The following is a 25,661-nucleotide window of genomic DNA, read 5'->3' as shown; positions in this document are numbered from 1 at the left end:
ATGACCCACCGGCCCGCGCCTCCTTCCGCCCCCACCTACGACGACGTGCTGCGCGTGCGTCCCGAGGGCGCCGCCGCGCCCGCGCGCGCGGCCGCCCCCGCCAAGCCGCCGCGCATCGAGGAAGTGGCCAGGCTGGCGGGCGTATCGCCCATCACGGTGTCGCGGGCCTTGCGCCAGCCCGAGAAAGTGGCTCAGGAAAAGCGCGACCGCATCCTGCAGGTGGTGGCGCAGACCGGCTATGCCTCGAATCCGCACGCGCGCGCCCTGCGTTCCGGGCAGTCCAGCGTGGTGGCGGCGTTCGTCTCCAACATCCTCAGCCAGCAGTTCGCGCTGGCCGTGCAGGGCTGCGCCGAAGTGCTGGAGCCGCAGGGCTATCAATTGATGGTCGGGCAGACCTCGTATTCCTACGCCAAGGAAACCAGCATGATCGCGTCGCTGCGCGCCTTGCGGCCCGCGGCGGTGCTGTTCACCGGCGTTATCGAGCTCGAGGAAAACCGCCAGTCGCTGCGCGAGCTGGGCATCCCCATCATGGAGACCTGGGCCTATCCGCGCGACCCGATCGATATGCTGGTGGGCTTTTCCAACTATGACGGCGGCGTCATGGCCGCGCGCCATCTGGCCGAACGCGGCTATCGCCGCGTCGCCTTCGTGGCGCGCCAGGGCGGCCGCGGCGAACTGCGGCGCCAGGGTTTCAATGCCGCCGCTGCCGAACTGGGCCTGCAGGTGGTGGCGGAACTGGCCGTGGACAATGCACAAACCATCGCCGACGGACGCGCGGCCCTGGGCCGGTTGCTCGCGATGGGCCAGGCCTTCGACGCCGTGTTCTGCGCCAACGACCTGCTGGCGGTGGGCGCGCTGTTCGAGGCGCGCGACCGCAAGCTGGCGATTCCGCGCGACATCGCCATCCTGGGTTTCGGCGATACCGACATCGCCCGCGAAATCGAGCCCGGCCTGAGCACCATCGGCGTGGACAGCCGCAAGCTGGGCGCCCGCGCTGGAGAACTGCTGCTGCAACGCCTGAATGGCGGCGCGCCCGCCGCGCGCCAGGAAGTGTTCCCGCTGACCTTGAACCAGCGCGCCAGCGCCTAGCGTCCCCTGCGCGTCGGCAACCGGCGCGGGCTCACTCGTCGAACACGATGCGCAGGCCCGGCAAGCCGATGCCGTCGAGCCTGGTGCTCCAGGTTTCGCCCGCGTGCACCGGATAGGCCTTGGTCAACGTGCCGGTCGTGACCAGTTCGCCCGCCTGGATCGCCTCGTCGGCCGGGCGTTCCCCGACCACCTCCAGCAGATGGGCCAGCGCCGCCAGCGGACTGCCCAACACGTTGGCGCCGATACCGGTTTCACGGCGGATGCCGTTGCAGGACAGCTCCACCCGGAAGTCCGCCAGCCGTTCGATCAGGCCCGGGCCGAGCTCGGCCGGCTCCATCAGCGGCCCGATGTACAGCGCGCCATGCAAGGCGTTGTCCGCCACGGTATCGGCGGCCTGGAACTGCCAGGCGGGGTAGTGCGACTGCACCAGTTCGAACCCATGGGCGATCCAATCCACGCATTCCAATATGGCGGCCGGCTCCCGCGTGCGCGGCGGCGCGCCATGAAAATGCAGCACGATCTCGGGTTCGATGCGCGGCTCGACATAGCGGCCCAAGCGGCAATGGACTTCGCCGGTGTCGTCATAGACCGCGCTGTGTTCATAGACGCGCCCCCACACCGGAAATTCCACGCCCAGCGCCGCCCACATCGCGGCGTTGGTGAAGCCTATCTTGCGGCCGACCAGCAGCGCGCCTTCGGCCAGCCGCGCCTGATGGATGCGAGCGGCCACGTCATAGGCGGCATCCAGGTCGAAGCGCGGACGCCGTGCCGTGACCGGCGCAATGTAAGAGGCATGGTCCTGCGCCGCCTTGATGTCGCGGGCAAGCGCCGCGAGGTCGGAAGCTGGCATGGTGGCTCCTGAGGGTACGCTCAAATGTAAAAGAAAACCTGCCCGCACGGCGCCGCAGCCGTTATATGCTCCCCTTGACGTCCTATTTTCAGAACAGCGGGGAAGCAATGCATGACTTGAATGACCTCTATTACTTCGTCCAGGTCGTCAAGAACGGCGGCTTCGCACCCGCAGGGCGAGCGCTGGGCATACCAAAATCCCGCCTGAGCCGGCGCATTGCGCTGCTGGAAGACCGGCTGGGCGTGCGGCTCATCCAGCGTTCCACGCGCAGCTTCACCGTGACCGAATTGGGTCAGGAATATTACGAGCAATGCCTGTCGATGCTGGCAGGCGCGGAAGCCGCCCAGGAAGTCATCGACCGCACCCGCGCCGAACCTGCCGGCACCATACGCTTGAGCGCGCCGCCTGCGCTGATCTACTACTTCCTGGGCGACCTGGTGGCCCGCTTCATGGTCCGCTGCCCCAAGGTCCACGTTTACCTGAAGAGCTTCAGCCGCCCCGTGGACGTGCTGCGCGAGGGCTTCGACATCGCCGTGCGCGTGCGCTTCGGCCCCATCGAGAGCAGCGACCTCATCATGAAACCGCTGGGCATGAGCTGCCAGTGCCTGGTGGCCAGTCCAGCGCTGGCGCGCAGCATCAAGCTGCCTGCGGATCCGCAAGCCCTGAACGAACTGCCCACGCTGGCCTTGGGCACGGAACAGCGCGAATCCCATTGGCGGCTGGACGGGCCGGACGGCGCGCGCATCGTCGTGCCGTTCACGCCGCGGCTGGTGACGGATGACATGCTGGCGCTGAAGCAGGCCGCCTTGCGCGGCGTGGGCGTGGTCGCCCTGCCCCTGCTCATGATTCGCGACGAACTGGACGCAGGCACCCTGGTGGACGTGGGCGCCCCCTGGCAGCCGGAAGCGGGCAGCGTGCACGCCATTTTCCCGTCCCGCCGCGGCCTGCTGCCCGGCGTGCGGGAGCTGCTGGATTTCCTGAGCTCGGAGTATCAGGACGTGGCCAAGCGCGAACACGACACGCAAGTGCGCCACAAGCTGCCAACCTTGAAGTAGCAGCATGCTCGCGCAGCGTCCGACGAGTGGGACGCAGAAACCCATTTTTCCTGCCTACCCACCCGCCCGCGTTGCTCCTAGGATGATTAGCCCCACGTCACCAGGAGCACACCATGAGCGTCCCCGCCAACTTCAATGGCCAGCGCCCCGTCATCGATCCCAACGATGCGGTCATGTTGCTGATCGACCATCAAAGCGGCCTGTTCCAGACGGTTGCCGACATGCCGATGACCGAGCTGCGCTCGCTCGCCGGCGCGCTGGCTTCCATGGCCACCCTGGCGAAGCTGCCCGTCATCACCACGGCCTCCGTGCCGCAGGGCCCCAACGGCCCGCTGATTCCCGAAATCCATGAAAACGCCCCGCACGCGAAATATGTCGCGCGCAAGGGCGAAATCAATGCCTGGGACAATCCTGAATTCGTTGCCGCGGTCAAGGCGACCGGCCGCAAGACCCTGATCATTGCCGGCACCATCACCAGCGTCTGCATGGCGTTCCCCGCCATCAGCGCGGTGGCCGAGGGCTACAAGGTCTTCGTGGTGGTCGACGCCTCGGGCACCTACAGCAAGATGGCCCAGGAAATCACCCTGGCGCGCGTGGTCCAGGCCGGCGTCGTACCCATGGACACGGGCGCCGTCGCGGCCGAACTGCAAAAGACCTGGCACCGCGAAGACGCGGCCAAGTGGGCCGAGGTCTACACCAAGATCTTCCCGCCCTACCAGTTGCTGATCGAAAGCTACAACCGGGCCCAGGAAGTCATCAAGAAGGGCGAACAGCTCGACTCGCAACGTTGAGTCCGCCCGGATGTTCCCCGCGCGCCGCAGGGCGCGCAATTCCCTTATGGAGTACGCAATGACCAAGCCCTATGTGAAACTCGACAAGACCCAGGCCGCGGTGCTGCTGGTCGACCACCAGGTGGGCCTGCTGTCCCTGGTCCGGGACTTCCAGCCCGACCAGTTCAAGAACAACGTCCTGGCGCTGGCCGACCTGGCCGACTATTTCAAGCTGCCCACCATCCTGACCACCAGCTTCGAAGACGGCCCCAACGGCCCGCTGGTACAGGAACTGAAGGACAAATTCCCCAAGGCGCCCTACATCGCCCGCCCGGGCAACATCAACGCCTGGGACAACGAGGACTTCGTCAAGGCCGTCAAGGCCACCGGCAAGAAGCAGCTGATCATCGCCGGCGTCGTCACCGAGGTCTGCGTGGCCTTCCCGGCGCTGTCGGCCCTGGAGGAAGGCTTTGAGGTGTTTGTCGTGACCGACGCGTCCGGCACCTTCAACGAGGTGACCCGCAATGCCGCCTGGAGCCGCATGGAACAGGCCGGCGCGCAGCTGATGAGCTGGTTCGGCGTGGCCTGCGAGCTGCACCGCGACTGGCGCAACGACATCGAAGGCCTGGGGACGCTGTTCTCCAACCACATTCCCGACTACCGCAACCTGATGGCGGCCTACTCCACCGTCAAGGGCAGCAGGTAAGGTCCCCGCCGGCCGCGCCCAGGCGCGTGACCGGCTGGCGCGGACTTCCACGGCGGCGCGCACCGGGCGCGCCGCCGTTTCATTTCTTGCGGGCGAACGGGTAGGCCTGCTGCGCCAGGAACGTGCCTGGCATGTCGTTGTCCAGGATGCCGTAGTTCTCGGGCAGGCGCTTGCTCACGCCGCGCACCGCCGTGCCGAACGCGTAATCGATGAACGAGAAGTGGGCGGCGTAGTTGCGGTCGATGGCCTCGGTATCCGAGGAGTGGTGCCAATGGTGGAAGTCCGGCGTCACGATGATGTAGCGCAGCCAGCCCCAGGGCAGCCTCACGTTGGAGTGGATCAGCACCGCCTGGAAGCCGACGATGATGATGTAGGCGTCCAGCACCGGCTTGGAAAAGCCCAGCGCGAACAGCACGCCCAGCACCGCGACCCGCGTGATCAGCAATTCGACGATGTGCAGCCGCGAACCGGCCAGCCAGTCCAGGGTGCGGGTGCTGTGGTGCACCGCATGGATGCGCCACAGGAACGGCACCTCGTGATAGGCGCGATGCGCCGCGTACTGCACCAGGTCAGCCACCAGCACGGCCAGGAACAGCTCCACCAGGTAAGGCAGCGACACGATGGCCTGTTGCAAAGGCTCGTAAGCCGCCCAGGAAAACAGCCGGTGCACGAAGAAGTTGATGCACAGCAGCACCGCCCCCACCGACAGGTGGTTGAACAGGAAGTGCTTCATGTCCACCTGCCATTCGCCGCGGAACACCGGCTGGCCCGGATACAGCGGGAACAGCTTCTCGAAAATGATGAAGACGGTGCTGGAAGCCAGCAGGTCCAGGATGAACCAGTCCAGGCCCAGGTAGGGATGGTGGCCGGTGTTGGACGTGGTCACCACCACGTTGCTGCCGCCGGCGGCCACCGCGCCGCACACCAGCACGAAAGCGGCGATGTTCAGCCAGCGCTGCCGGCCCAGCACGGTGTTGGCCAGCGCGATGGTGCCCGAAATCAACAGCGCGGTGAACAGCAGGCCCCGCATCGCGTCCACGTTGTAGAAGCTGCGCAGCTCCGGCGTGGTCAGGTAGGCGGGGAAGTGAAACGCCAGGACGCCCAGGACCGCCAGGATCGCCAGGAACAGCGCGATCACGCCGCTCATCATGCCCGTACCCGGGTGGATCCTGCCGTCCTGCTTGAAAAGCTGTAAGACCTGGCGAAGGATGGACGCGCGCTGATTCATTTCAAATTTATGGCAGACCACGGGGAAGCGAGTTTATCGCCGGGGACGGATCTCAATGTAATAAAACGTGATCAGGCGCGACAGAATGGCGTCCCTGCCCCCACTTTGCGCGGTATCAATTCTCAGACGGAAGGCATGCACCCGGATGGTTGACAAGGGCGCGGGGTTGGCGTGTCATGGAATCGAAAGCTTTATGGATCATCAGGTTCCCCGGTTTCCCGCAGTGCCCATCAACCGGTTCTTTAAAGAGGCCCCTATGTTCCCTGAATACCGCCACCTCATTACCCAACTGAAATCCGAAAACGCGCATTTCTCCGCGCTGTTCCAGCGTCACAATGACCTGGACCAGGAAATCAAGAACATGGAGGCCGGTATCCAGCCGGCGTCGGGCAACGAGGTCGAAGTGCTCAAGAAGGAAAAACTGCACCTGAAGGACAAGCTGTACGGCATCCTGCGCGCTGCCGACCAGGGCGGCAGTTGAAGGTATCGCATCGCTGCTGGCGGCATCGGACAACGCCGGTCCCTTGCCGCCATCGTCGGCCATTCTCTGGCTGCCGGAATCTGCGCTGAATTAGGTCAGCTAAATAAGGATTAGGGTAATTAGTTTTCCTAATCTTGCATCCAAGGCTAGTCTGTCGCCCTTGATCCAAGGTTGACGATGACCACCGCCTACATTCCCGGATTCCTGCTCGGCCTGAGCCTCATCATGGCGATCGGCGCGCAAAACGCGTTCGTACTGCGCCAAGGCCTGCGCCAGGAACATGTCTTTGCCGTCTGCCTGACCTGCGCCCTGTCCGACGCCATCCTGATCAGCGCCGGCGTGGCCGGCTTCGGCTTGGCGGTAGGCGCCCTGCCCTGGCTCGAGTCCGCGCTGCGCTACGGCGGCGCGCTATTCCTGTTCGCCTATGCCGCGCGCAGCCTGATATCGGCGCTGCGCGCCCGCCACGACAGCCTCACGCCCTCATCCACCCAGACCACGGGACGCGCCGCCGCGCTGGCGACCTGCCTGGCCCTGACCTGGCTCAATCCGCACGTGTATCTGGACACCGTGGTGCTGCTGGGCTCGGTCTCCAGCCAGTACGACGGCCACAAGACCGCCTTCGCACTGGGCGCGATATCGGCGTCGTTCGCCTTCTTCTTTGCGCTGGGCTATGGCGCGCGCCTGCTGCGGCCGGTGTTCGCCAATCCCAATGCGTGGCGGGTGCTGGACGGCTGCGTCGCCGCGGCCATGTTCGCGATCGGACTGAAGCTGGTGCTCTGAACGCAGGGGCCGCGGCCCCTGCGCGGCCTAGCGGCTCTTGCCGGACCCGGCGGACGCGTTCACATAGTCCTTTACCGTGCGGTCCTTGTTGAAGATCACGGTCAGCGTCTGCTGGTTGTCCATCGCGCCATAGGCGCTGTTGTCGAAATAGAACCACGTGGCCGTCGTCAGCCCATCGCGGCCGACGCCCTGCGAGCGAGGCGGGCCGTAGTCCCGCACCATCTCTTCGTAGGTGGTGACGTTGAGCTTGATGGCGGCCACCTTCGATTCGGTCAGCAGGTCGCTGGAACCGCTGGCGCAGCCCGTCACGATGGCGGCCAGGAAAAGCAAGGATGTTCTCATTGTGTGTTCCTTTTCAGGCGTCGTGCAGGTCTTCGACCCCGTCCAGGTAGATCCGGGCCAGCCCTTGCGCGATCGATTCCTTGATCTGTTCGGTACGCTTGGAAATATGGCTGCGCAGGTTCCGCTGCGCGGCGGCGAGATCGCCCGCGCGCAGGGCGGCCAGTATCGCAACATGCTCAGCCTGGGTCTTGTCGCGCCCTATGCGTTCCATGTTGATCCAGCGGATGAAACGGATGCGTTCGTTCACGTTGCCCAACACCCGCTGCAATTCCAGATTGCCCGACATCTCCGCCAGCATCTGGTGGAAAGTTTCGTCCAGGTGCACGAGCTGCGTGACCGGCAGGTCCGGCGACTTGCTGCGGCTGTCCGCCAGGAAGGCCTCCAGCGCATCCAGCTTCTGCGGCGTGGCGCGCTCGAAGGCCAGTTGCAGACAGGCGAGTTCCAGCACCTCGCGGGTCTCGTAGAGATCGATCATTTCCTTGAGATTCAGCTGGCGCCGCACATAGCCGCGTCCGGCTTCCTCCAGGAAACCGTCTCGCGCCAGCAGATGCAAGGCCTCCCGCACCGGCGTGCGGCTGACGCCCAGGCGTTCGGCCAGGGCGACCTCGTTGAGGCGTTCGCCAGGTTTGATTTCATAGGAAATCACCATCTCGCGCAGCTTCTCCAGCACGTGCGAGAAAGCGCGTCGACCTTTTTCCGCCGGTTCAATGCTTGTCATGTTCATTGTTTTCGTCTTGGGCTGCGGAAGCCTGCGCCGGCCGCCGGGCATCACGGCGGGAGACGGCGCGGCGGCGAGCGGATCACGTTCGCCGCGGCTGCGAATTCGGCCTCGATCAGAGGGGGGCAAGCGTTGATGATTGTAATGGCTCCGGACGCATCGCGGCCGGCGGCCCGGCGGGCCGCCGGCCGCGTTCAGGATGGCGTGGCGTAGTTGGCGCGGCCTACCGCCACCAGCTTGTCGGCATCGTCGCGCACCTCCACATCCGACACGCATATGCTCTTGCCCATGCGCAGCACCCGGCCCACGGCGCGCAGGCTGGTATTGGTGGCCGGACGCAGATAGTCCGTGCGGAAGTTGATGGTCGCCAGCGGCTTGCCCAGCATCATCATCAGCACGTACTGGCCGACCGCGTCTATCATCGCCGCGATCACGCCGCCATGAAACTGCCCGCTGCCCGCCATGCGCTCGAATTCCGGACGCAGCTTCATCTGCATCACGATCTCCTGCCTGTCGTAGTCGGCGGACAGCACGGTAAGCCCCATGAAGCTGTTGAAGGGGGCCCGTTGCAGACGCTGCTGCATTTCTTCGATCGTCATTACTTCGCTCATGGCGTCACCACCACTTTGCCCATGACTTCGCGATCCTCGATCAGGCGCAGCGCCTCGCCCGCCTCATCCAGGCTCAGCACGCGGTCCACCGGAACCTGCATCTTTCCCGACTGCACCAGCGCCAGCAAGGCATCCAGATCCTCGCGCATCCAGCCGTTGGAGCCGCGGATGTTCAGCTCGAAGGTCCAGATGAAACGCAGATCGGTCTGCGGGTCGTAGCCCGCGGTGGCGCCGCAAGTCAGCAGCCGGCCGCCGCGCCGCAGGCAGCGCATGGACTTGACCCAGGTATCGCCGCCGGTGAAGTTCACGGCGACGTCGACGCCGCCATCGAACTTGCGACGGTGCGGCTTGCCATAGAGTTCGTAGATGGCGCGGGCGAAATCCGCCTGCGAGTAGTTGATGACATGGTCGGCGCCCAGTTCGCGCAGGCGCTGCATCTTGGACTCGCTGCTGGCGCAGGCGACGACCTCGGCGCCCGCAATCTTCGCCAGCATCACGCAGCCCACGCCCACGCCGCCGCTGGCGCCCAGCACCAGCACTTTTTCCCCGGCCTGGACCTGGCCTATGGTGTGCATCATCCGGTAGGCCGTGCCGAAGGCCACCGGCAAGGCCGCCGCCTGCTCGTAGCTCACCCCGTCCGGGATGCGGATCAGCTGGTGCACGCGCGCCTTGCACAGTTCCGCCAGTCCGCCGTGGACGGTTTCCCCCATCAGGCCGCCCTCGGCGCGGTTGATGGGATCGACCAGCACCCGGTCGCCCACCGCCCAGCCCTCGACGCCCGGGCCGACCTCGACGATCTCGCCGGCCACGTCCAGGCCCATGATGACCGGGAAATCCAGCTTGATGCCCGGCATGCCCCGGCGCGTGAAGACGTCGTGATAGTTGATCGACGTCGCCTTGACCCGCAGGATCACGTCGCCCTCGCCCGCCTTCGGATCGGGGAACGCGGAGTCATATTGCATGACCTCCGGACCGCCATGTCCGTGAATGACTACTGCCTTCATGGATGCTCCTTGCTCTGATTGAGGATGGTTGGGTTGAACATCAGCTCGGCGGCCAGCTGCGCGGCCGCCTTGCGGTTGACCTTGCCCGTGCTGCTGACGGGCATCTCGTCGACAAAGCGCACCGCCCGCGGGTGCTGATAGGCCGGCCCATGAGCCAGCGCGTGGTCCTTGACCTCCCGTTCGGACAAGAACGCATCGGGACGCAGCACCACCAGCGCAACCGGCTTCATGCCCTTGAGCGCATCGGGCAGCGGCACGACGCAAGCCTGGAAGATGGCGGGATGACGCTCCAGCATCTTCTCGACCTCGCCGGGATAGATGTTTTCGCCGCCGCAAACGAACATGTCATCGGCCCGGCCCACGAAGTAATGGAAGCCGTTCTCGTCGCGACGCATCACGTCGCCGGTGATATAGAAGCCGTCCTCCGTCATGGCCGCCGCGGTCTGCTGCGGCAAGGCGTGATAGCCCAGCATCAGGGCCGCGGAGCGGACTTGCAACACGCCTGCCGCGGCGTCGAGGTTGTCTCCGTCGGCCAGCCTCACCTGCACCGCCGGGTGCGGATACCCGACGGACAACACCGGCTGTGCCAGCCCGTCGGGATGCGGGCCGAACACCAGCGCGCCGGTTTCGGTCGCGCCGTAGCCGTTGCCGATGGCCGCGCGCGGGAACATGGCGCGCGCGCTGTCGGCGATGCGTTGCGTAAGCGGCTCGGACCCCAGCCGCACCATGGCCACCGAGGACAGGTCCGCCTGCGCCGCCAGCGCGGTCTCGCGGGCCAGCAACGCGATCATGGTGGGTATCGCGGTCAGCCAGGTGCAGCGGTAGCGCGGTATCGCGTCCAGATAGCCCGCGGGTTCGAACTGCGGCATCAGCACCAGGCTGCCCCGGCCCGCGAGCGCCAGCTTGACGGTGTTGAGCGCATTCATGTGATACAGGGGCGCCGCCACCAGGAAGCGGTGGCCTGAGTAATCCGTCGCCGCGATGCGCTGGCGCACCGTCCAGAGGTAGCCAGCGTGCGACAGCATCACGCCCTTGGGACGACCGGTGGACCCGGACGTGTAAAGGAACAAGGCGGCCTGCCCCGGGACCACGGGCTCTGCCTCCCAGGGGCCAGGAACAAGGAACGCGGCATAGCCTTCAGGGCCGTCCGCCCCGAACTCGACCATCGGCAATTGCGCCGTGCAGAGTCCGCGCCGCAACGCGTCGCAGAACACCAGGCTGGCGCCGCAATCCTGCAGGATGAACTCGATGCCTGCCGCTGGCAGCCGGTGGTTCACCGGCACCGCGACCAAGCCGGCGCGCATGATACCCAGATAGGCGGCCAGGAACTCCATGCGATTGGCCGACAGGATCGCCACCCGCGCGCCCGGGGCCAAACCGCGCGCCCGCAGCCCGCGCGCCACGCCGTCGGCCTGCGCATCAAGCTCGCCATAGGTATAAGTGCGCGGTCCGGCCTCGCCGCCCAGGTCGATCAGGGCGACGGCGCTCGCGTCGTGGTCCGGCGAAAACAGCACGCCCAGGTTGGCGGATGCGGCCATCATGCATCCTTCCAGCCCGTCAGCCCCTCCACCGCCTGCCGCGTGATCTCCTGCGAGTGGCGCAGCGTACCTTCGCGCCAGATCTGGTCCACCGGGCAGAACGAGTCCAGCAGGTCCGCGCGCAGCATCTCGTAGCGCTCGCTCTCCGGGTCCGCCTTGAATTTCAGCCACAGGTCCAGACGCAGCAAGCGGCGCATGTGCCAGCCGCGCGTGCCGAACTCGATCACGGCGCCGCACATCGGCACGTCGCCCAGGAAGGATTGCACGCCATAGAACAACAGGCCTTGATAATTCGGGCGCGACTTGCCGTGCGGCCGCTGGCCGACGATGCGCTCCTTGCCCCACCACTGCACCGCCAGGTCATGCAGCGGCCCGCCCTCCTCGTTGAAGCACAGGAAGAACGGCTCGCCGTATCCGCCTATGCCCGTATGCCAATCGATCAGGGCGACCTTGGCCGCGCCGGCCAGGTGGTCGCGGACAATGCGCTCCAGCGTCAGGTTGGACCATTCCCGTCCCTTGCCGCCGTAGTTCAGGCCGTCCGGATGGGAGTACTGGCCGCGCGCCAGCGTGTCGTACAAGCGATCCTCGCCATGGCTGGCCGCGAAATCCTCCATGGCCTGCTGCGCGGCCGCAACCTCCGCGCGGCTCCATTCGTCGCGCAGCAGCAGCGGATGCAGCAGCGCATAGTCGGGGTTGGCGGGCGGCGCTCCCTCATGTCCGATGAAGTTTCGATTCAGGTCCACGTTGTTTTCAGTGGTGCGGCTCAGGTGCGCGAAGCCCCAGGGGTTGATGGCATGCACCATGACCACCGCCACGTCCGGGTCGAGCGCCGCGGGGCCGCCGCCCAACATCCACGCGATCTGCGCGGCCGAGCCGAAGAAGCCCTCGAGTCCGTGCGTGCCGCTGATCACCAGCAGGCGGCGCGGCGCGTCGGCGCGGCCGAAGCAGGCCACGTCGGTCACCAGCGCCGTGCCGCCCGGCGCCCGCGCGCCTGCGTGCGTGTACTCGGCCAGGCGTCCGCCTGCGCCCGCGGCTGCCGCCCGGAACTTGTCGCGCGCCCGGCCATAGTCGAGCGCGTAGCATTGATGGAATTCCATGGATGAGTTCTCCTGTGCGCCTACTCGGCCTGCACGGTGGCCGAGGTCGATTTGTCCCAGAACACCAGCTTGCGGTGCAGGTAGCGGATCAGGTTGGTGCCCGTCAGGCCGATGAACACCAGGCTGAACAGGCAGGCGAACATGGTGGCAACGTCCATGTTGACCGAGGCCGACTGGATCAGATAGCCGAGCCCCTTGCTGGACGAGATGAACTCCGACACCACCGCGCCGATCAGGCTGAGAACCACCGAGATCTGCAGGCCGGCGAAAATGTGGCCCGAGGCCGCGGGCAGCTTGACGTGGAAGAACACGTGGCTGCGCGAGGCGCCAAAGGCCTTCATCAGATCCAGCATGGCCGGGTCGGCCTGGCGTATGCCCACCACCGTGTTGATGAACATCGGGAAAAAGCTCATCAAGGCCACCATCACGACCTTGGAGGCCATGCCGAAGCCGAACCAGACCAGCAGCAAGGGCGCGATCGCCACTTTCGGCGTGGACTGCAGGGCGATGATGTAGGGATAGATGAACTGCTCGAAGGTCTCGGACTCGGCCAGGATGGTTCCCACCACCAGAGCCAGCCCGCAACCTATCAGGTAGCCGTACACGGTGCTTTGCAGCGTGAACAGAAAGTGCGGCCAGTATTGCCCGTCGATATAGCCGGTCTTGAGCGCCTGCAACACGGATTCGGGCGCGGGCAGCAGGTAGTTGGGCACCGAGAACACGCGGATGCTGACGAACCACAGGATCACCAGCAGCACCCCGGTGATCAAGGGATAGAGTATGGATTTGATGGATCGGGACACGAACGCCTCCGCTAGTCGAACTTCACCAACTGATCGAACAGTTCCCGCAGTTCGGCGCACAGGCGCGTGAACTCGGGGTCGTTGAGCGTCGCCAGGGTCCGCGGCCGCGGCAGGTTCACGGAAATCTCGCGGATGATGCGCCCCGGGCGCGCCGACATCACCACGATCCGGTCCGACAGGAACACCGCTTCGGCAATGCTGTGCGTGATGAACAAGGCCGACTTGCGCGTGGCCATCCAGATGCGCTGCAGCTCTATGCTCATGCGGTCGCGGGTCATGGTGTCCAGCGCGGAGAACGGCTCGTCCATCAGCAGCAGCGCGGGGTCATGCACCAGGCCGCGGGCGATGCCGACGCGCTGCTGCATGCCGCCCGACAGTTCGCTGGGGTAGTTGCTCGCGAACTTTTCCAGGCCCACCAGCCGCAGCAGTTCCAGCGCCCGGGCGGTGCCGGCCTCGGTATCCTTGCGCAAGGCGCGGATCGGCACCAGCACGTTGTCCAGCACCGTTTTCCAGGGCAGCAGCGTGGGTTGTTGAAACACGATGCCGACGTCGCCGCGCGGCTTGTCGATAGGCGTGCCGCTGAGCAAGGCCTTGCCGCTGGAAGGCGTCAGCAGACCGCTGAACACCTTGACCAGCGTGGACTTGCCGCAACCAGACGGCCCCAGCACCGACACGAATTCACCAGCGCCCAGCTGCAGCGACAGATTGTCGACGGCGGTGATCGGTCCTTTGCTGCTGCGGTAGACCACGCTCACATTGTCGGCCGTCAGCAAGGGGCGGCCGGCGGCGTCCGGACGCGCTGGCGAGCGCCCGCCTTCCACCAGGGATAGATTCAGGGAGTTCATAGGGATTCCGGCTCGCATCTACTTGAGCCGCTGGGCCGCTGCCACCACGGCCGCGGCGTCGAAATCATTGATGTCCTTGACGAACTCGTTGGTGTAGAGCGGCTTGACGTCCACGTTGCCGGTGCTCAGCTGTCCGCCTTCGTGCAAAACCTCTACATAGTCCTTCCAGGACTGCTCGGTGTAGTAGCCCATCTTCCCGGCGCCCTGTTCCGGCAGCATGGTGGCCAGGCGCACCTTCAGGATCTGCACGGCGTCCGCCAGCTTTTTCTCCTCGCTCCCCTCGGCCGGCTTGGTGGCCGGATACAGGGTCCAGAAGTTCTTCACGCAGGCTTCCGGATTGGCGTTGCAGGCGACCACGCCCTTGGCCGCGGCGCGCGCGAACGCCACCACCAGTTGCGGCTTGTCGCGCAGGGTATCCTCGTGCGCGATCCAGCCGCTGGAGAACAGTTCGCGATAGTTCTGGCCCATGGGCAGGCGGCGCAGCTCGACGCCCATCTGTTCGATCTGCACGTGGAAGGTATCGAACAGATTCAGCGCCTGCACCTTGTCATCGCTGACCGCGCGCAACGCCGTCGCGCCCACGCCCACGGGCACGAACTCATAGTCGCGCTGCAGTTCCAGCCCGATCTTCTTCATCATCGCCTTGGTGACCGCCAGGTTGCCCCAGGACATGGCGCCCACGCCGATCTTCTTGCCTTTGAGGTCGGCAAGCGACTGGACCGGACTGTTCTTGGTGACGACGACGTCGAACGGCGACAGGTAGATGCCGTTGTAGAACATCTTGACCGGCAGGGGATCGCGGCCCGGCTGGCGCGAGATCACCAGCGGATCCGGCGTGATCCAGCCGAAAGTGATGTGCTTCTGCGTGACCTGCGGCAGCATCACCGCGGCCCCCTGAAAGAAGGTCGCCTGTACGTCCAGGCCCGCTTCCTTGAAGTAGCCCATGCCCACCGCCATCAGCGTGGGAGCGTTGGAAAGCGAAATGTTGGTGCCGTAGGCGAACGTGACTTTCTCCGCCGCGTTCGCCGCGCCGCCAGCGGCGCTCAGCGTTACCAGCGCTGCGGCTGCCAGGATCCCCCGCCGGACGCGGCGCTTCGGATTTGCGATACCTATCATGCTGCTGCTCCTGTTTTATTTGAAGTACTAGCTGGATATCGGTACTGCAGACTGCCCGCCGGATCAGCGCCCCGCGCAATCCCAGGGCAAGGCCGCGCCGGCGCCGGCGCAGAAAATGAGGCTTGCGCCGCCCGCATGTTCGGCCGCCACCCGCAATTGATCGTTGGCGCGGAGGTAGGGAACGCGATTGGCCTCGAGCACGGCAGCGGTGCGGGACAGGTCGGCCACTTCCACGGCAAGCGCGGCCGGGCGCGGCAGCACGGGAATCTCGCATCCCGGCAGGCGCGACCGCAGAGCGTCCCGTGTTGTCAGCCCCAACCATCCCGAATGCAGTCGGAACCAGGCCTCGCCCTCGCGCCGCGTGCTGGCCACGCCCAGATAGCGCTCATAGCGCGCCGCCGCCTCGTCCAGATCCTCCACCGCGACGATGGCCGCCGCCAGCGCGCGGGCGCCGTTGGGATGGGACAGGTAGCGTTCCTGCCAGAGCAGTTCGGGAGTCTCGTGGCGCAGGGTCAGGATCAGGCCTTCAGGCATCGCGTCGCGCGACGTGCGCACCTGGCTGAACCGCGCCAGTTTGGGGCCTTGCGGCGTGCCTATGTAGCGTTGCAGCACGCCGGGTTCGGCCGCAAAGCCGGCCTCGCGCAGCGCGGCGATGCGCTGCTCGGGCTGGGCAGTATCGAAGGCGATGATGTGCATGCCCGCATAGCGGGCCAAACCGTCGGGAATACCGCGCAAGTCCAGCGCCGGGTCCACCACCGCGACCAACTCGATGTAGCCGTGGCCGAGCATGGCGCAACGGTTGGCGATGCCGGCCTTGACCACTTCGCGCGTGACGGCGTGGGTGCCGGAGTGCTGTGACAGCGGCGTCAGCTGAAACCCCAGCCGTTCGTACAAGGCGGCGGCCGCCCCCATGTCGTGCGCGTACAGCCCCACGTGATCCAGTCCGACCGGATCCGGGCCTGCCGATTCCGCGTTCGCCCGGATGCGGGCGCCGTGGAGCTGCGTCATGGATATTCCTTCTTCTCTCTGAATGGGCGGGAACCAACTCGGGAAGGCAAGAAGCGGCACGGGCAGGCCCGACTTCTGTTCACATCAATGCATACATTGATATATACATCAGTGAATATTCAAACGGCAATCGTTTTACGGCCTGTCCGCATGAGGGATTTCACGGAGTCGCGCAGGCATGCGCAGCCCCTGCCGCGAGGCGCCGGCGGCCTGGCGGATCGATTTGGAAGATGGTTCGAACCGTTGGCGTGGGCTCAGCCCGCCCCGCCCCGCTGCGCCATGTACGCATGCCGGAAATAGTCCCGCACCGCCTGCATGGCGGGCGATACTTCCGCGCCCCGGCGCCAGGCCAGCCCCACGTTCATCGGCGGAATCGGGTCCTTGAGCTGGACCGTTTCTATGCGCCGGCCTTCCAGCGACCAGGGCCGGTAGACCATGTCCGACAGCAGGGCCACGCCGCTGCCGTTGGCCACCATGCTGCGCACCGCCTCGACGGATGAGGTGCGCAGCCTCACGTCGGGCTTGAAGGGGGTTTCGTTCCAGTAACGCAAGGCGGTGTAGGCCGCCTCGTCCACGGTCAGCATGATGAAGGGTTCGCGCGAAACGTCCTCCAGGGTCACGGCGTCCGCCGCCAGCAAGGGATGCCTGGCCGGCAGCCACAGGCGTCGCGGCGAGCCGAAGAAATGCTCCACCGCCAGATCCGGGTTGGCGACGTTGGAGGTCAACAGCACCGCCATGTCATAGCGGTTCGCGATCAGGCCTTCCTCGATGGCGCTGCGGTTCAGTTCGTGCAGCTGGATGTCCAAACGGGGATACAGCTGCGACAGCCGCTGCAGGTGATACGGCAGGAAGTAGCCGATCACCGTATAGGACGCCGCCAGCAGCAGGCGGCCCGAGACCTCTTCCGCCGCCGCCGGCATGCGCAGGGCTTCGTCGACCGAGGACAGGATGTTGTAGGCGTGGTTCAGGAAGGTGCGGCCGCTGTGGGTCAGCGTCACGCCGTGCGCGCCGCGCAGGAACAGCGCCGTGCCCACCGTTTCCTCCAGTTCGCGGATGGCGCTGGTGATGGCCGACTGGGATATCGCCAGCTGGATCGCCGCCTGCGAAATCTGGCCCAGTTCGGCCGCGGCGATGAAGTATTTGAGCTGGCGTAGGGTAATCGACATGTCTAGCCTTATCTGTTTAATCGATATCTTTCCCTCAGGATATCTGCATATTCTTTGTGCATTCCCATCCGTCCCATCAGGGGTATCCCTTATTTTTCATAGAGAAATCTTCGAAACGCGGCCACCAACGGGACGGACGCTTATCTAAAAAACAGATATCCATAGATCAATAAAAAGATCTTTTTATCCCCTTGATGCTTGGCTAATGTTCACGTCACACGCCGCGCCGGATGCGGCGAGCGACAAGAAGGAGCCTCCCGCAATGAGCAAGCGCAGCATCGACCTCAACTCGGACATGGGGGAAGGATTTGGCCCATGGACCATCGGGGACGGCGTGGACGAAGCGATCATGCCCTTGATCAGTTCGGCCAACATCGCCACGGGCTTCCATGCCGGCGACCCGCGGATCATGAACCGCACGGTGCTGCAGGCCCGCGAACACGGCGTCTGCATCGGCGCCCATCCCGGTTTTCGCGACCTGGTCGGCTTCGGCCGGCGCGACATGCGCGAAAGCGCCGAAGCGCTGGTGCACGACATCGTCTATCAGCTGGGCGCGCTGCGCGAATTCGCCCGGCTGCACGGACTGCGCCTGCAACACGTCAAACCGCATGGCGCGCTGTACATGCAGGCCGCCCGCGACGAAGCCCTGTCGCGCCGCCTGATCGAAACGCTGCAGGAACTGGAGCCCACGCTGGCGCTGTACTGCATGGAAAGCTCGGTCACCTACCGCCTGGCGCGCGAACTGAACCAGCCCGTGGTGCGCGAGTTCTACGCCGACCGCGACTACGACGCCAGCGGCTCCATCGTCTTCACCCGCTACACCCAGCCGCTGGACCCCGCCCAGGTCGCCGAAAAGGTGCTGCGCGCCTGCACCGAGGGACGTGTGCGCACGGTCGAAGGCAAGGACATCGCCATCGACTTCGATTCTGTCTGCATACACAGCGACACGCCCGGCGCCCTGTCCCTGGTGCGCGCCACCCGCGAGAAGCTGGAAACCCACGGCATCCGGATCGCGCCGCCCAGCGTGACCGGCCCCTGAACCGCCTGCCGCCCAAACAACATTCCAAGGAGAAACCCATGCCGTTGCACGATATTCCCAGCCCCCTGCCCGGAACCTTCTATCGCCGCCCCAGCCCCGACGCGGCCCCCTTCGTGGAGCCTGGCGCCACGGTCGCCGCCGGCGCCGTGATCGGCATCGTCGAAGTCATGAAGCAGTTCAACCAGATCGAAACGCCCACCGGCGGCGTGGTGGCGGAAATCCTCGTCGAAGACGGCGAACCGGTGGAAGCCGGGCAGCCCCTGCTGCGCATCGAGGGATAGGCCGCGCCATGTCCGATATCAATCTCCCCTACCGGCCGCGCCGCATCCACAAGGTGCTGGTCGCCAACCGCGGCGAAATCGCCTTGCGCATCATCCGCGCCGCCCGCGAACTGGGCATGCGCACCGTCGCCGTGTACAGCGAGGCGGACCGCGACGCGTTGGCCACGCGCATGGCCGACGAGGCGGTACTCATCGGCCCCTCGCACGCGACGCGCAGCTATCTGAATACCGAAGCGCTGCTGGACGCCGCCCGCAGCACCGGCGCCCAGGCAGTACATCCCGGCTACGGCTTCCTGTCGGAAAACGCGGCATTCGCGCAGGCCGTGAGCGACGCCGGCCTGATCTTCGTCGGGCCCGATGCCGCCACCATCCGCACGATGGGCGACAAGGCTGCAGCGCGCGCCTGCGCCCAGAAGGCCGGCGTGCCGACGGTACCGGGCAGCGAGGGCGTGCTGTCGTCGCTGGATGAAGCCCTGACCCATGCCGCCGTCATCGGCTACCCGCTCATGATCAAGGCGGCCGCGGGCGGCGGCGGACGCGGCATCCGCGTGGTGCGCGACGAAGCCGAACTGCGCGCGCAGATGCCGCAGGCCCAGGCCGAGGCACAGGCGGCCTTCGGCGAAGCCGGCGTGTACCTGGAACGCTATCTGCCGCGCGCCCGCCACATCGAAGTTCAGGTCCTGGGCGACGGCAGCAACGCCGTCCACCTGTACGAACGCGAATGCTCCCTGCAACGGCGCCGGCAGAAGGTGCTGGAAGAAGCGCCCTCACCCGCCCTGGCCCCCGCCACCCGGCAGAAACTGTGCGAATCGGCGGCGCAACTGGCGCGCTCGGTCGGATACCGTGGCGCAGGCACGCTGGAGTATCTGTATGACGACAGCCGCGGCGCGGGCGAGTTCTATTTCATCGAGATGAATACCCGCATCCAGGTCGAGCACCCCATCACCGAAGCCATCACGGGCGTGGACCTGGTGCGCGAAATGCTGCGCATCGCCGACGGCGAGCCGCTGCGCTGGCGCCAGCAGGACATCGCCATCCGCGGCGCGGCGATCGAATGCCGCATCAACGCCGAAGACCCCACGCGCAACTTCGCGCCCAGCCCGGGCCGGGTCGAACACGTGCGCTGGCCCGGCGGCCCCGGCGTGCGCGTGGACTCGATGCTGTATCCGGGCTGCGCCGTACCGCCCTACTATGATTCGCTGCTGGCCAAGCTGATTGTCTGGGACGAGGACCGCGCGGCGGCGCTGGCGCGCATGGCGCGCGCGCTCGAAGAAGTCGAACTCGCCGGCGTGCATTCGACGCTGGCGCTGCACCGCGAGCTACTGGAGGATGCGGACGTGCTGGCGGGCCGCTACCACACCAATTATCTTGAGGCCTGGATGCAAAGGGACCGGGAGGACAACCAATGAGCTTGCGCTACACCCACGGCGGCGACGAGTTCATCTTCGTCGAGATCAGCGAGGACATGTCGCTGGAATCCTTTTTCAAGGGCATGGCGATCACGCGGGCGCTGCGCGAACGCGCGGTCGACGGCGTGACCGAGATCTGCCCGGCCAATGCGTCCTACCAGGTGCGGTACGACCCCGACCGCATCGCACCGGACGCCCTGCTGGCCTTGCTGCGCGAACTGGAGGCGGGCATGGACCTGGCCAACCTGACGCTGGCGACCCGCATCATCGAAGTGCCGGTGTATTACAACGATCCCTGGACCCACGAGACCCTGATGCGGTTTCGCGAAAGGCATCAGGATCCGGCGTCCACCGATCTGGAATACGCGGCCCGCATCAACGGCCACGACTCGGTGCAGGGCTTCATCGACGCCCATTCCGGCTCGCCCTGGTTCGTGTCCATGGTGGGCTTCGTGGCCGGGCTGCCCTTCATGTACCAGATGGTGGAGCGCGAGCGCCAGCTGCAAGTTCCGAAGTACCTGCGCCCCCGCACCGACACGCCCAAGCACACGGTGGGACACGGCGGCTGCTTCGGCTGCATCTACTCGGTGCGCGGCGCGGGCGGCTACCAGATGTTCGGCGTCACGCCCGCGCCGATCTTCGAGCCGGCCCAGCGCCAGGCGCATCTGCGCGACTCCATGGTGTTCTTCCGCCCGGGCGACATCGTGAAGTTCAAGCCCATCACCCGCGACGAGTACGACCAGGCCGCGGCGCAGGTCGAGGCTGGCAGCTTCGCGCTGCGCATCCGGCCCGTGTCGTTCTCGCTGGCCGAGTTCCAGCGCGCCCCCGATGCCTGCAACGCCCAACTGCTGGAGACGCTCCATGCCTAACGATCCCATCATCGAAGTCATCAAGCCCGGCCTGGCCACTTCGGTGCAGGACACGGGCCGCCAGGGCTACTACCACCTGGGCATACCGCCGTCCGGCGCGCTCGACCAGTACGCGCTGGCGGCCGCCAACCTGCTGGTGGGCAACGCCGCCGACGCCGCCGTGCTGGAATGCACGCTGCTCGGCCCCGAATTGATGTTCCACCGCGCCGCCGTGATCGCCGTGACGGGCGCCAGCATGATCCCCAAGATCGACGGCGTGGCGCAGGCCTGCAACGTCGCGCTGGCGGTGCAGGCCGGCAGCCGGCTGTCGTTCGACTTCGTGCAGGCCGGCGCCCGCGCCTGCCTCGCGGTCGCCGGCGGCATCGACGTGCCTGTGGTCCTGGGCAGCCGCTCGACCTATGCGCTGGGCGCCATCGGCGGCCATGAAGGCCGCAAGCTGCAGGCCGGCGACCGGCTGGCGGTGGGCCGGGCCTCCATCCGCACGCGCGTGGGCCGCGAACTGCCGGCTGCGCTGGCCGAGGCTCCGCCTAAGACGCAAACGCTGCGCGTGCTGCCGGGCCTGTACGACCACCGGCTGGAGCCCGAATCCGCCGCCGCCTTCTATGAAGACGTCTGGACCGTGACCTCGGAAGCCGACCGCATCGGCTACCGCTACAAGCAGGGCCGCCCGCTGCGCTTTCGCGCCCGCGAACAGCCGTTCGGCGCGGGCGCCGACCCGTCGAACATCGTCGACGCCTGCTATCCCATCGGCTCCATCCAGGTGCCTGCTGGCGTGGAGCCCATCATCCTGCACCGCGACGCGGTGTCCGGCGGCGGCTACGCCATGATAGGCACGGTCATCAGCGCCGACCTGGACAAGGTCGGCCAGATGCAACCCAACCAGAGCGCCCATTTCGAGCGGGTGACGCTGGAGCAGGCGGTGGCCGCAAGGCGCGACTACCGCGCCCGCTTCGAGCGGCTGCATCAGGCGCTCAGCGGCTGACACCCGGGGCGCGGCCAGGCCGCGCCCTTCCCCCGTTTTCGTGTATTCCGGCCTCGCCCACTGGCAAGGCCGGTGGGCGACGCGCGCCCGTTCCGCAGTCGAACCGCAGCATCCGATCCCGCCAGGAGATCCGACATGGCCAACATGACCTCACGCAAACCGTCCGATGAGACGGACAACTCGCTGCATGCCGTCGCCGACAGCGACCGCATGCCCCGCTACGCCCTCACCATGGCCTGGTGGGCCGTGTGCAGCGCCGTCTTCTACATCGTCGTCGGCGCCACGCTGGCGCTGAAATACGGCGCCCGCAACGCCATCATCGGCATGGTGCTGTCGGTGATCAGCTACGGGCTGATCAACGGCATCATCAGCCGCTATGCGATCCGCAGCGGCCTGTCGGTGGCGCTGTTCTCGCGCCGGCTCTTCGGCACCTCGGGCGCGGCGCTGGCCACGCTGATCTTCTTCGCCACCGCCATCTACTACGCGGTGTTCGAAGGCGCGGTGATGTCGGTCGCGGCGCATCATCTCTATCCGGCCGTGCCGTACTGGCTGGTGGCGCTGGTGGTGGTCATCTACAGCGTGCTGCTGATCTTCGGCAGCGTGCAAAGATGGCTCGACAAGTTCAACGGCGTGCTGCTGCCGTTCTATCTGCTGGGCCTGCTGCTGGCCGTGGTGATGGCGACGCAGGAATACGGCTACAGCGACGCCTGGCTGTCGTTCGGCCCGCCCGAAGGGCCCGTCCCGGGCGGCTGGTGGGACGCCTTCGTGTACTACATGGGCGTGTGGGTTCTGATGATGTTCACCTTCGACTACGCCCGCTTCGGCAAGCGCGAGGACCAGACCTACCATAGTCGCTACAACTTCGGCATGCCGTTCTACCTGGTTACCTTCCTGCTCAACGGCGTGGCCGGCATCTATCTGGTCAGCACGATTCCCAGCGACGCCGCGCTGTCGGAAGTGTCGGTGGTGCTGGCGCTGCTCAAGCTGATGGGCCTGGGCGGCTTGCTGTTCGTCTGGATCACGCAGACCCGCATCAACACCGCCAACTACTACCTGGCCACCATCAACATGCAGGCGTTCTTCGCGCGCTGGCCGGGCATGCGCTGGCCCAAGGCGATGTGGGCGGTCATCGTGGGTGCGGTGACCTATGCACTGATGCTGCTGGACGTGTTCTCGTACCTGCTGCAGGCGCTCGCCTACCAGGGCATCTTCGTGGTGTCCTGGGTGGCGGTGGCGCTGGTCCACATCCTGGGCGGCCAGGAATCCGCGGCGCCAAACGAAGGCGGCGCGGCCTTCAACCGCGCCGGCCTGGCCGGCTGGTTCGCGGGCGCGATCTGCGGCCTCGCGCTGATGCATACGGCCGGCTTCGCGGCGACGCTGGCCGCGCCGGCCAGCTTCGTGGTGTCGGCGCTGGTGTACCGGATCTGCTCCACGGCTGCGGGACGGATGCAGGCGCAGGGCGGCTGATGCCGCACCCGGGCCGCGCGGCAAAACCCGCGGCCCGGCTCGAAGTGTCCTGTGTACACTTTCCACTGATCCCCAGGCAGGTGGAAGGAAATGAACATGCGCGTAGATTTGGCGGCATTGCGGCCGCAGCTCATACAGATCGCCCAGAGCGCGGATACCGGCGACGGCGCCCATGACCTGAGCCATCTGGAACGCGTATGGAAAGCCGCCGCCGGCATGCTGGCGCACCACCCCGAGGCCGACGCCGTGGTGGTCATGGCCGCCAGTTACCTGCATGACTTGGTCAACCTGCCCAAGAACCATCCTGACCGGGCACGCGCCTCGGCCATGGCGGCTGACCAGGCCGTGCGCGAGCTGCGGGCGGCCGGATATCCCTCAGCCAAGCTCGAAGGCGTCCATCACGCCATCGAGGCCCACAGTTACTCCGCCAACATCCCGCCGCGGACCATCGAGGCCCGCATCGTGCAGGATGCCGACCGCCTGGATGCGCTCGGACCGGTGGGACTGGCCCGCATGTTCCACGTCGGCGGGCAGTTGGGGCGGGCGCTGGCGCACCCCACCGACCCCATGGGCGAGCATCGGCAACTGGACGATGGCGTCTATACGCTGGATCACATCGAATTGAAGCTCGCCAGCATTGCGCAAACCATGCAGACGGAAGGCGGCCGCGTGCTTGCAGCCACGCGGCTGGACTGGATACGGCGGTTCCGCGACGACTTCGTGGCGGATTGGGCGGCCTGAAACGGCGCTATCTTCGATCGGCCGGTGTTCATGCTATATAATAAGAACCATTCTCATAAACACTGATGCCGGCCGAATCCAGGCCCGATGCGCGGTGGGGGGGCTTGCCGTGCCGGCCAATAAATTCGCGTTACCGCAGCAGGACATCGAAGGCCTGTACATCGACCATGGCGGTTGGCTGAAAGGCTGGCTGCGGCGCAAGCTCGGCGATGCCTGCAGCGCCGCCGACCTGGCGCATGACACGTTCGTGCGCCTGCTCACAAAGGATGCCCTGCCCGAAATACGCGAGCCGCGCGCGCTGCTGACGACCATCGCACATGGGCTGGTACTGAATCTGCGTCGGCGCCAGCGTCTGGAACAGGCTTACCTGGAGGCGCTGGCGCTCCTGCCGGAGCCTCAGACGCCTTCGCCGGAAACCCAGGCCATCCTGCTCGAAACCCTGTTCGAGATCGATCGCCTGCTCGACGCCCTGCCCCGCTTGATGAGACAAGCTTTTCTGCTATCCCAGATCGATGGCAAGCGCCAAAGCGAGATCGCAGTCGAGCTTGGCGTGTCGGTGCCCACGGTCAAACGCTACATCGCCAAGGCTTTGGCGCACTGCTGCTTCGCGTAACCCGATTACCTGGAACCCGGCCCGATGCCCCCCATCGCCTCCAGCGTCCGTCTTCAGGCAGCGCATTGGCTGGTCGAACTGCAAGGTGACAGCGTGGCCAGCGACACGCTTCGGCGCTGGCGCGAATGGCGCGCAGCGGATCCTGAACACGAACGCGCGTGGCAGCATATCGAGGGCTTCCAGGCCAAGCTGCAGGGCGTGCCCGCGCCCCTGGCGCGCGCAACGCTCACCGTTCCCGATTCTCCCGCGCGCCGCAGGCTCGTCAAGGCGCTGGCGCTTGCCGTCTTCGCGGGCGGCGCGGCCTCGATGCTGGACGAGCAGCGCGCCTGGCGGCGCTGGACTGCCGACAGCCGGACCGGCGCGGGCGAACTTTTGAACCGCCTGCTGCCAGACGGCACCCAGGTCGCGCTCAATGCCGGCACCGCCATCGACATCCAATTCACGCAGACGGAACGCGCGCTGCGCCTCATCAGCGGCGAACTGCTGATCACCACCGCGCCGGATCCCGCGGCGGACCCGCCTCGCCCCTTCCTCGTGCGCACCGGCCAAGGCAGCATCCGCGCCCTGGGCACGCGTTTTTCCGTACGCGACCTGGACGGACGCAGCAGCGCCGAAAGCCTGGTCGCCGTCTTCGAGGGCGCCGTCGAGCTGGCTCCCGCCAGCGGCGCGCCAGCCCTGCTGCGGGCCGGGCAGCAAGGCTGGCTGGGACGTCATGCTGCTACCGCGGCGGGTTCCGCCAACGAAGATGCGCTGGCCTGGACCCAAGGCATCATCGTCGCCCAGGACATGCCTCTGCCGGCATTCCTGGCCGAGCTTGCGCGCTATCGCCCCGGCCGCCTGGCCTGGGACGATGCGGTGGCACACCTCAAGGTCACGGGCACCTATCCCACCGCCGATACCGACCGCGTCCTGGAAATGCTCGTCGACACCCTGCCCGTCACGGTGAGCTACCTCACGCGCTATTGGGTCACGCTGCGGCCCCGTCCGGCCCGGACTACAGAAAAATTCCGCAACGGTTGATCCCTTTTCGTTTTTCGCGGGGCAAGAAGAGTA

At 66.3% G+C, this 25,661-nt stretch carries 28 protein-coding genes; 15 read left to right on the top strand and 13 right to left on the bottom strand.

Going from position 1 to position 25,661, the window contains the following annotated elements; translation table 11 throughout:
• Positions 1-1,089 (top strand): LacI family DNA-binding transcriptional regulator, encoded by a 1,089-nt coding sequence (locus tag NGK62_RS27190; RefSeq protein WP_059379550.1) that lies wholly within the window; start codon positions 1-3, stop codon positions 1,087-1,089.
• Between the two features lie 31 nt (positions 1,090-1,120).
• On the opposite strand, the gene NGK62_RS27185 is transcribed toward NGK62_RS27190, so the two are convergent.
• The gene (locus NGK62_RS27185) at positions 1,121-1,939 is read right to left on the bottom strand and encodes a 2-keto-4-pentenoate hydratase (RefSeq protein WP_251881215.1); all 819 of its coding nucleotides are present in this window, start codon (positions 1,937-1,939) and stop codon (positions 1,121-1,123) included.
• Between the two features lie 107 nt (positions 1,940-2,046).
• Between NGK62_RS27185 and NGK62_RS27180 the strand changes: the two genes are divergently transcribed.
• From NGK62_RS27180 to ycaC, 3 genes are all read left to right on the top strand, one after another.
• Complete coding sequence (locus tag NGK62_RS27180; protein WP_251881207.1) at positions 2,047-2,994, top strand: LysR substrate-binding domain-containing protein; 948 nt, start codon at positions 2,047-2,049, stop codon at positions 2,992-2,994.
• Between the two features lie 113 nt (positions 2,995-3,107).
• Positions 3,108-3,785 (top strand): hydrolase, encoded by a 678-nt coding sequence (locus NGK62_RS27175; RefSeq protein ID WP_054457838.1) that lies wholly within the window; start codon positions 3,108-3,110, stop codon positions 3,783-3,785.
• Between the two features lie 58 nt (positions 3,786-3,843).
• A complete protein-coding gene (gene ycaC, locus NGK62_RS27170; protein WP_118933728.1) occupies positions 3,844-4,470 on the top strand; it encodes an isochorismate family cysteine hydrolase YcaC in 627 nt (208 codons plus the stop codon).
• Positions 4,471-4,549: 79 nt separating this feature from the next.
• On the opposite strand, the gene NGK62_RS27165 is transcribed toward ycaC, so the two are convergent.
• On the bottom strand, positions 4,550-5,698 hold the full coding sequence (locus tag NGK62_RS27165; protein WP_059379554.1) for a sterol desaturase family protein: 1,149 nt from the start codon (positions 5,696-5,698) through the stop codon (positions 4,550-4,552).
• Between the two features lie 256 nt (positions 5,699-5,954).
• On the opposite strand from NGK62_RS27165, the gene NGK62_RS27160 reads away from it, so the two are divergent.
• Together NGK62_RS27160 and NGK62_RS27155 are read left to right on the top strand one after the other, a co-directional pair.
• Positions 5,955-6,179: an HP1242/YdcH family protein gene (locus NGK62_RS27160; protein ID WP_013395499.1), complete on the top strand. Its 225-nt coding sequence runs from the start codon at positions 5,955-5,957 to the stop codon at positions 6,177-6,179.
• Positions 6,180-6,356: 177 nt separating this feature from the next.
• On the top strand, positions 6,357-6,959 hold the full coding sequence (locus NGK62_RS27155; protein WP_251881205.1) for a LysE/ArgO family amino acid transporter: 603 nt from the start codon (positions 6,357-6,359) through the stop codon (positions 6,957-6,959).
• A gap of 27 nt (positions 6,960-6,986) precedes the next feature.
• Here NGK62_RS27155 and NGK62_RS27150 read toward each other — a convergent pair whose 3' ends face one another.
• The 11 genes from NGK62_RS27150 to NGK62_RS27100 all read right to left on the bottom strand — a co-directional run bounded on the left by NGK62_RS27150 (position 6,987) and on the right by NGK62_RS27100 (position 17,207).
• Positions 6,987-7,301 (bottom strand): hypothetical protein, encoded by a 315-nt coding sequence (locus tag NGK62_RS27150; RefSeq protein WP_059379562.1) that lies wholly within the window; start codon positions 7,299-7,301, stop codon positions 6,987-6,989.
• A gap of 13 nt (positions 7,302-7,314) precedes the next feature.
• On the bottom strand, positions 7,315-8,025 hold the full coding sequence (locus NGK62_RS27145) for a GntR family transcriptional regulator (RefSeq protein ID WP_118933721.1): 711 nt from the start codon (positions 8,023-8,025) through the stop codon (positions 7,315-7,317).
• A gap of 188 nt (positions 8,026-8,213) precedes the next feature.
• A complete protein-coding gene (locus NGK62_RS27140) occupies positions 8,214-8,618 on the bottom strand; it encodes a PaaI family thioesterase (protein ID WP_251881203.1) in 405 nt (134 codons plus the stop codon).
• Between the two features lie 8 nt (positions 8,619-8,626).
• Complete coding sequence (locus NGK62_RS27135) at positions 8,627-9,634, bottom strand: zinc-binding dehydrogenase (RefSeq protein WP_059379565.1); 1,008 nt, start codon at positions 9,632-9,634, stop codon at positions 8,627-8,629.
• Positions 9,631-11,175 carry a class I adenylate-forming enzyme family protein gene (locus NGK62_RS27130; RefSeq protein WP_251881201.1) on the bottom strand — a complete coding sequence of 515 codons (1,545 nt, stop codon included), beginning with the start codon at positions 11,173-11,175 and terminating at the stop codon, positions 9,631-9,633. The genes NGK62_RS27135 and NGK62_RS27130 overlap by 4 nt, the downstream gene beginning before the upstream one ends.
• On the bottom strand, positions 11,172-12,269 hold the full coding sequence (locus NGK62_RS27125) for a M14 family metallopeptidase (RefSeq protein ID WP_251881199.1): 1,098 nt from the start codon (positions 12,267-12,269) through the stop codon (positions 11,172-11,174). The genes NGK62_RS27130 and NGK62_RS27125 overlap by 4 nt, the downstream gene beginning before the upstream one ends.
• 20 nt (positions 12,270-12,289) lie before the next feature.
• The gene (locus NGK62_RS27120; RefSeq protein ID WP_118933718.1) at positions 12,290-13,072 is read right to left on the bottom strand and encodes an ABC transporter permease; all 783 of its coding nucleotides are present in this window, start codon (positions 13,070-13,072) and stop codon (positions 12,290-12,292) included.
• 11 nt (positions 13,073-13,083) lie between these two features.
• Entirely contained in the window at positions 13,084-13,917 is an 834-nt protein-coding gene (locus NGK62_RS27115; RefSeq protein ID WP_251881197.1) for an ABC transporter ATP-binding protein, read from the bottom strand.
• A gap of 18 nt (positions 13,918-13,935) precedes the next feature.
• Complete coding sequence (locus NGK62_RS27110; protein ID WP_059379570.1) at positions 13,936-15,033, bottom strand: ABC transporter substrate-binding protein; 1,098 nt, start codon at positions 15,031-15,033, stop codon at positions 13,936-13,938.
• A 63-nt stretch (positions 15,034-15,096) separates the two neighbouring features.
• Positions 15,097-16,041 (bottom strand): VOC family protein, encoded by a 945-nt coding sequence (locus NGK62_RS27105; RefSeq protein ID WP_251881195.1) that lies wholly within the window; start codon positions 16,039-16,041, stop codon positions 15,097-15,099.
• 254 nt (positions 16,042-16,295) lie between these two features.
• The gene (locus NGK62_RS27100; RefSeq protein ID WP_059379572.1) at positions 16,296-17,207 is read right to left on the bottom strand and encodes a LysR family transcriptional regulator; all 912 of its coding nucleotides are present in this window, start codon (positions 17,205-17,207) and stop codon (positions 16,296-16,298) included.
• A 262-nt stretch (positions 17,208-17,469) separates the two neighbouring features.
• Here NGK62_RS27100 and NGK62_RS27095 point away from each other — a divergent pair, with 262 nt between their 5' ends.
• From NGK62_RS27095 to NGK62_RS27055, 9 genes are all read left to right on the top strand, one after another.
• Positions 17,470-18,246 carry a 5-oxoprolinase subunit PxpA gene (locus NGK62_RS27095; protein WP_251881193.1) on the top strand — a complete coding sequence of 259 codons (777 nt, stop codon included), beginning with the start codon at positions 17,470-17,472 and terminating at the stop codon, positions 18,244-18,246.
• A gap of 38 nt (positions 18,247-18,284) precedes the next feature.
• Positions 18,285-18,527: an acetyl-CoA carboxylase gene (locus NGK62_RS27090; RefSeq protein WP_013395528.1), complete on the top strand. Its 243-nt coding sequence runs from the start codon at positions 18,285-18,287 to the stop codon at positions 18,525-18,527.
• 8 nt (positions 18,528-18,535) lie between these two features.
• Positions 18,536-19,936: an acetyl-CoA carboxylase biotin carboxylase subunit gene (locus NGK62_RS27085; RefSeq protein ID WP_251881191.1), complete on the top strand. Its 1,401-nt coding sequence runs from the start codon at positions 18,536-18,538 to the stop codon at positions 19,934-19,936.
• Positions 19,933-20,805, top strand: a complete 873-nt coding sequence (locus NGK62_RS27080; protein WP_118933711.1) for a 5-oxoprolinase subunit B family protein — start codon at positions 19,933-19,935, stop codon at positions 20,803-20,805. Before NGK62_RS27085 ends, NGK62_RS27080 begins: the two co-directional genes overlap by 4 nt.
• Positions 20,798-21,787 (top strand): 5-oxoprolinase subunit C family protein, encoded by a 990-nt coding sequence (locus NGK62_RS27075; protein ID WP_059379576.1) that lies wholly within the window; start codon positions 20,798-20,800, stop codon positions 21,785-21,787. The genes NGK62_RS27080 and NGK62_RS27075 overlap by 8 nt, the downstream gene beginning before the upstream one ends.
• 135 nt (positions 21,788-21,922) lie before the next feature.
• Positions 21,923-23,254 carry a purine-cytosine permease family protein gene (locus NGK62_RS27070; protein ID WP_251881189.1) on the top strand — a complete coding sequence of 444 codons (1,332 nt, stop codon included), beginning with the start codon at positions 21,923-21,925 and terminating at the stop codon, positions 23,252-23,254.
• Between the two features lie 90 nt (positions 23,255-23,344).
• Entirely contained in the window at positions 23,345-23,995 is a 651-nt protein-coding gene (locus tag NGK62_RS27065; protein WP_251881187.1) for an HD domain-containing protein, read from the top strand.
• Between the two features lie 109 nt (positions 23,996-24,104).
• Positions 24,105-24,608, top strand: a complete 504-nt coding sequence (locus tag NGK62_RS27060; protein WP_251881185.1) for a sigma-70 family RNA polymerase sigma factor — start codon at positions 24,105-24,107, stop codon at positions 24,606-24,608.
• Between the two features lie 24 nt (positions 24,609-24,632).
• Positions 24,633-25,628, top strand: coding sequence for a FecR domain-containing protein (locus NGK62_RS27055; RefSeq protein WP_251881184.1), 996 nt, complete (start codon positions 24,633-24,635; stop codon positions 25,626-25,628).
• Positions 25,629-25,661 lie beyond the last annotated feature (33 nt).

Origin of the sequence: Achromobacter sp. Marseille-Q4954, from assembly GCF_943737025.1 — a bacterium.
Taxonomy (GTDB): Bacteria; Pseudomonadota; Gammaproteobacteria; order Burkholderiales; family Burkholderiaceae_B; genus Achromobacter; species Achromobacter bronchisepticus_A.
This window is presented reverse-complemented; position numbering and strand designations above follow the sequence as displayed.